Annotated in this window: 3 protein-coding genes; all 3 read left to right on the forward strand. The window is 47.4% G+C overall.

The genetic code is table 11. From position 1 onward, the window contains the following. Positions 1-1,653 (forward strand): PQQ-binding-like beta-propeller repeat protein (locus KGI06_05885; GenBank protein MDE1871740.1); only part of this gene is annotated, 1,653 nt, incomplete at its 5' end. 152 nt (positions 1,654-1,805) lie between these two features. Continuing rightward, complete coding sequence (locus KGI06_05890; protein MDE1871741.1) at positions 1,806-5,099, forward strand: PQQ-binding-like beta-propeller repeat protein; 3,294 nt, start codon at positions 1,806-1,808, stop codon at positions 5,097-5,099. Between the two features lie 4 nt (positions 5,100-5,103). After that, a complete protein-coding gene (locus KGI06_05895; protein MDE1871742.1) occupies positions 5,104-5,997 on the forward strand; it encodes a hypothetical protein in 894 nt (297 codons plus the stop codon). The last annotated feature ends 167 nt before the right edge of the window (positions 5,998-6,164 follow it).

A 6,164-nucleotide genomic window follows, 5' to 3' on the forward strand; every position in this document is an offset into this window, starting at 1 on the left:
AGCCTTGACAGCAGCAGCGAGGGCATTTCCTCAACGGTATTGCTGGAAGGGGGCATGGTCTACGTAGCATATGGGCCGTTAGGGCCTGAAAGTGTTGCGGCGCTGTACCAGTCAAACGGCACGACAGCGTGGGTTACTGCCCTTAATACAACGATGACATCGGTTTGGGCGTCTCCAATACTCTACAACGGACTCATTTACATAGGCACTGCCGCGAACCAGGCAGTGCTCAACAACGAGTCCAATGCATCGAGGCAGGGGGAGATATACGCGCTAAACGCATCGACAGGTGCCTTGGTCTGGAATACCATACTAGCAGGAAATTCCGGAGGTGCATCTATATGGGGCTCTGTAGTCGTTGATCCTGTGCTCAATTCCGTTTACCTTGGAACAGGAAACTCTTTCGGCAACGACAGCAATTCCTTGTACGCTTACTCGGTGGTGTCGCTTAATGCCGCAAACGGAAACATAAACTGGTACAACCAGGTTTACAACGGAATAACTTACGGCAAGGACCTTGACTTCGGATCTACGCCCAACCTGTTTTCATTTGTGCTGAACGGAACGACCTACAATGCAATAGGCATAGGGAACAAGGATGCAAACTACTACATTTTTGACAGGTATAGCAGCAAATACATAGAGAAGTTCCCCAACGGCGGGGCCGCAGACGGAGGGATAATAGGGCTTGCCGGATTTATCTACAGGAACGGCTCTGTAAACGACACCGAGCTGTTCATACCTTCAAACTACAATGCCACAAATTCTAGCGGCAATGGGGGAGAAGTAGAAGCAATATACCCGTCAAACGGCTTCAGTCCGTGGCATGTAGTCACGCCAGGTGCAATAGAGGGATCCGTTTCAATAATACCTGGCGCAGTCATATTCGGGGACAACCGGGGAAACATGTATGCAGTATCAATAAATGACGGCAAAGTGATTTTCAATACCACTTTAAATAGGGGCATAGAGGCGGGTATAACGCCAGCCGAAGGCCACATATTAGTTCCGACAGCATTCGGCAACAGCGGGGAGCCCGGGCTCTATGCATTCGCAGCATCAGCCGAAAAGAATAACAACGCAAATACTGCAGGGGAGATGCTCATAAATTACACGTACAGCATAACTCCCAGCACCCCGGGATATATTTACATAGCAGGAGCGAATACGCTGATTCGCATAAACTCTGCAACTCCGACGAATGCCACGCTTGTGGCTATAAACGTGACAAATACAATACAGTTGCCGGGATTGCTCATACCTGTTGTGGTATTGAACCTCAGCATAACAGCGCCTGCAAACATCACGTCAAGGTTTACCATGAGCTATCCGTGCTATTTGCAGCAGGATACTATCGAACCATACATACTGGAGAATGCGGAATGGCAAAGGATCAACAGCTTCAGCATAGACCCGGAAGCATGCAGGATAAGCTTCAGCCTGTCAAATCACCAGACAATAGGGATATTCGTAAACCAGCAGGCGGCAGCAAGAGCGCAGAACTCCACCAACTCGACAGCACCAAAAGTAGTGCAGCAAAGCCAGAACATCAGCAAGCAATCCGGCGGAAAGCTGACAGCAGATGACGTGGAATTGATCATAATATTCATAATATCGCTCGCGATAATAGCCTACTTCATAAGGAAGGAATAGGCACCAATATGCACAATAATACCATATCTTGTATGGGTTAGGATATACCGGTACAAAAGAGAACATTATTATACTTTTTTCTAAAAGACTTTAACATATTACTGGCTTTTTACTAATCTTTCAGGCATTTAACAAGAACTGGGGTAAAGCAATTGGCAAAGACTGCACTTTTATTTATCGTGCTCTTCTCGGCACTGATAGCTGTGCCTTTGACACAGCCGGTGAATGGAGGGGACTGGACATCGCTCATATTGAACAACAACAATACAAGGTATCAAACTAATTCCACGATAAACAGCATGAATGTCGGTAGTCTCGTACCTGCATGGAACATAACAACATACAATTCTGTTACATCCACTCCGCTTGTACAGAACGGCAACGTATACTTCGCTGACTGGGGAGGATACCTCTGGTCCGCAAACATGTTGACGGGAAGCATAAACTGGAAGGAGAACCTTGGGGCTGCAATATCCTCAACGCCGCTGCTGTACAACGGGACGATTTATGTTGCGCTGGGGCCATCAGGAACTGCAGATACCGGAGGATCGGTAGGTGCATTGAAAGGCCCGAATGCGACTGCGATATTCGCTCTTAACCAGTACAACGGTAATGTTGTATGGATAACAAACCTCAACAAGACGACCCATATGGATGCCATTTGGACATCTCCAATCGTATACAAGAACATCCTGTATATAGGAGTTGCATCGCAGGGTGACGAGTCGGAGAGGGCATGGAAGGGTGCAATGTACGGGATATACGCAAACAACGGCGTCATGGCATGGAATACCTTGGGTCCTTCAAACGCAATAGGATACGGATCAATACTCTTGGGAGGGCCTGACGGAGGAGACGGCATATGGGGCTCTGTTGCAATCGATCCCGGCTTGAATCAGGTATATTTCGGAACAGGAAATCCCTACACAAACGCACTTACAACTTCTTCTAAAAAGGCAAAGGACATAAAGTCGTCCAATACCCTGACATTGAGCCTTTCCGGCAACACCCTATGGATTTCGCCGTCCAATCCGCTCCTCGTATCAATAACTGGGAATGCTGTGGGGAAATTTTCCACATCAAATACAGCACTTGCCACGGACTCAAACAACGCTGAAACGCAGACGTTCGTAGTAACTTCTGGCAATTCGCTCCAGGTACTGACTTCCAATACCGGGAATTTCTTCTACATAACGCAGATATCGCTGAACAGCCCCAACAATCCGAGGCAGCAGCCAAGCCCATCCGTTAACGGGATTGTAACTGAAAAATATCTTAGTTCGTTCGGCGGTGTCAATTCCATAAGTGCATCGAGCTCATCGGAGAATTCGCTATACGGCTATTCCATAATTTCATTAAATGCGACGAATGGCAACATGGTCTGGTACAATCAATTGTGCAAGGCTGGACTGTACACTTGCGGCGATGCGGACTTCGGATCGACGCCCAACCTGTTTTCCATGACCTCGAGCCTGCAGAACTGCACCCCAGGATGCAATGCGGTGGGATTGGGCAGCAAGGACGGAAACTACTACGTTCTGAACAGGATCAATGGAAACTTCATAGAGAAACTGCAGGTAGGCACTTCCGAGGACAACATTTATCCAGACGGGGGCATATTGGGGCTTGCAGGAATCACGAATACCACCAATCCTGCGGTTTTTGTCCCGTCATATTACAACCCCACGGGCAATAAGATAGGCGGCATTGTAAGGGAGGTATTCCCGGCAAATGGCGCCACAGGATGGAATTACCAGACAAAGGGCATAACAGACGGCTCGGTTGCTCTCATTCCCGGCGCTGTGCTATTCGGGGATGTAATCTTCAGCAATTTGACAGGGTACCTTTATGCGGTATCAATAAAGAACGGCTCTACGCTTTTCAAGCACAAGCTGAGTGCTGGCATGTCCGGAGGGGTGACAGTTGCAGAGGGCTATGTGCTTGCAACAGGGCTGTACGGCCTAAGCAACAATACTCTAGGTGTTTATGCATTCAATCTGCCTAGCGGTACGACAACATCAACCACTACAAGCACCTCTACAACAACCACGTACACCACGACAATACCACCGGCAAACCAGACTGCGCAGGAAATTTCAGCTCTCAAGGGCAACGGGTTCACGAATATAACGCTTAACCAGGACACGGTAGTCATATCCTCCCCTGCAAGCATGTTTTTCGCGTTCGACAAGAATGCATATGGCACAAACATGTCGGCTAACGTCCTCGTATTCGTCATGCCTCTTGGCTACGAGTACCAGAACTGGAACACCACATATCCAAACACATACAGCTACTGGAACCTGTCGAACGTGCTACTCACGGGGACGATAAACTTCGAGTCCTTCCCAGCAAGCGATTTCTTCGGAGGCATAGCGAGCGGCATAGGCAAGTGGATCACATGGAAGGAGATAGTACCGAGCAGGCTGATAACACTAACCATGCCCACTACATCTACAACATCGACCACAACCACAGCAACGACCACTTCAACCATAAACACGACCACGACTTCCACATCTAGCACCATATCAAGCACTACATCATCGTCAACTATAGTAACTTCTACAATTCCGACTACAACTATTTCAACTACATCAACCGTTCCTACTACATCAACTGTTCCTACTACGTCCACAACCACTTCAATATCAACAACTTCAACAGCACCAACTACTACAGTAACTTCTACAATTCCGACTACATCCACAACTGCTTCAACAACATCAACCGTTCCTACTACGTCAACAACTACTTCAATATCAACAACTTCAACAGCACCAACTACTACAGTAACTTCTACAATTCCTACAACGTCTACAACTGCTTCAACAACATCAACCGTTCCTACTACGTCAACAACTACTTCAATATCAACAACTTCAACAGCACCAACTACCTCAACAAGTACAACATCCAGCACTACTGCATCAACTACGGTCACCACGACTTCCGCACCTACAACCACAATCCCATCAACGACAGCAACGACTACCACTACTTCAATTTCAACAACGACCACATCGGGCTCCACTACAAGCACCGCAACGACAACAATACCGCAAAATACAACAGTACAGCAGATGATTACGGCATTGCAGCACGAGGGATTCACCAACGTGACCACAAATGAGAACGTTGCTTCCATATCAAAGCCTGCCGCCATTTTCCTCGCGTTCGACAAGAATGCCTACGGCACAGGAAACGGAGGAAAGGTACTGGTATATGCATTGCCCCTTGGCGACCAGTACAGGAGCTGGAGCTCCAGCACGCCGACAGTTTACAGCTATTTGAATTCTTCGAATGTTGTTTTGACAGGTAACATAGCCTTCAATTCGGTCCCTGCCAGCGGCTTCTTCGGAGGAACAGCCAGCGGGGCTGGTCTCAACTGGATAAACTGGAAGGAGTTGGTCCCGAGCAAGATTTACCAGTCCATGATGCATTGATTATATGGAATGGAGCGGCAAAAACATCGTCATAATCCTGATTGTGGCATTCTCTGTCCTGACGGCATTTGTCCATTATGATTATTTCAGTTCCCTGAAGGGAGGCAGTGGCAGCACAGTGAGCTACACGACAACAGCATTCCCTGCATTCAACAATACCCCAAACAGGCAGGTTATCGTGGACCTCATTACATGGACGTCGCAGAACGGCTATTCATCGATAAAATGGAATTACATTACAGAGCTTGATGTATTCCACGTATGGATCGGCCAAAACGAGACCCTGAGTTACGACGGCAACCTGTCTGGGCCGAACATTGCGCAAATAATCAGTTCTGAGCACAACAGGAACATAAAGGTGCTTCTTTCCGTCGGAGGAGATGGAGAAAATCCCTCAATAATCAACAAATCGCTCTCCAACAGCACATTGAGGGGCATACTTGTCAACAACATAGTAACGGTGGTCAGCGCGCAGGGCTATGACGGAGTAAAAATAGATTTCGAAGGGTATTACAACCAGAGCGACTTCACGGCATTCATAAAGCAGCTATCAACTGCGATGCGTGCAAAGGACAGCAGCTACATCATAACCATGAACATCGCAAATTGGTATGCCTCTGATTTCAACCTTACCGCATTGGCACCTTACGTAAATAATTTTGAGGTGCAGTTCAACCCGTCGCTTCTGGAGCTCCAGAACTACGCAAACGAAGTAGGGGGCAGGTCAAAGATATCGGCAGGCTACGACCTGACAAATCCGAGCAACTTCACCCAACTAAAGCAGAGCCTGGCCAATGACAGAGCAGCAGGATACGGGATATTCTTCTACAATGCGGCAAAGATGAATTCTACAGTATGGACTGCACTTAACAATGTAGAGTCTCAAACGTGGAAGTAGAAAAAACAGATAATATTTATTAAATGACCTTCTCCACGACCTAAAGGTCGTGGTATCATTCAGGTAAGTGTTGTTTGCATAGATATATCTTGTTTTCGTATGTAATTCTGCAATGTTTTCTCGTCTCTTGGACCAACACTTCCGTTGCTGTACCCTGCAGTCCAGAA

The sequence above is a fragment of the Candidatus Micrarchaeota archaeon genome, assembly GCA_028866575.1.
Taxonomy (GTDB): domain Archaea; phylum Micrarchaeota; class Micrarchaeia; order Micrarchaeales; family Micrarchaeaceae; genus UBA12276.

Excerpts from the sequence above, each read along its gene's own strand:
- KGI06_05895 (MDE1871742.1), top strand. The coding sequence starts at position 5,104 with ATGGAATGGAGCGGCAAAAACATCGTCATAATCCTGATTGTGGCATTC.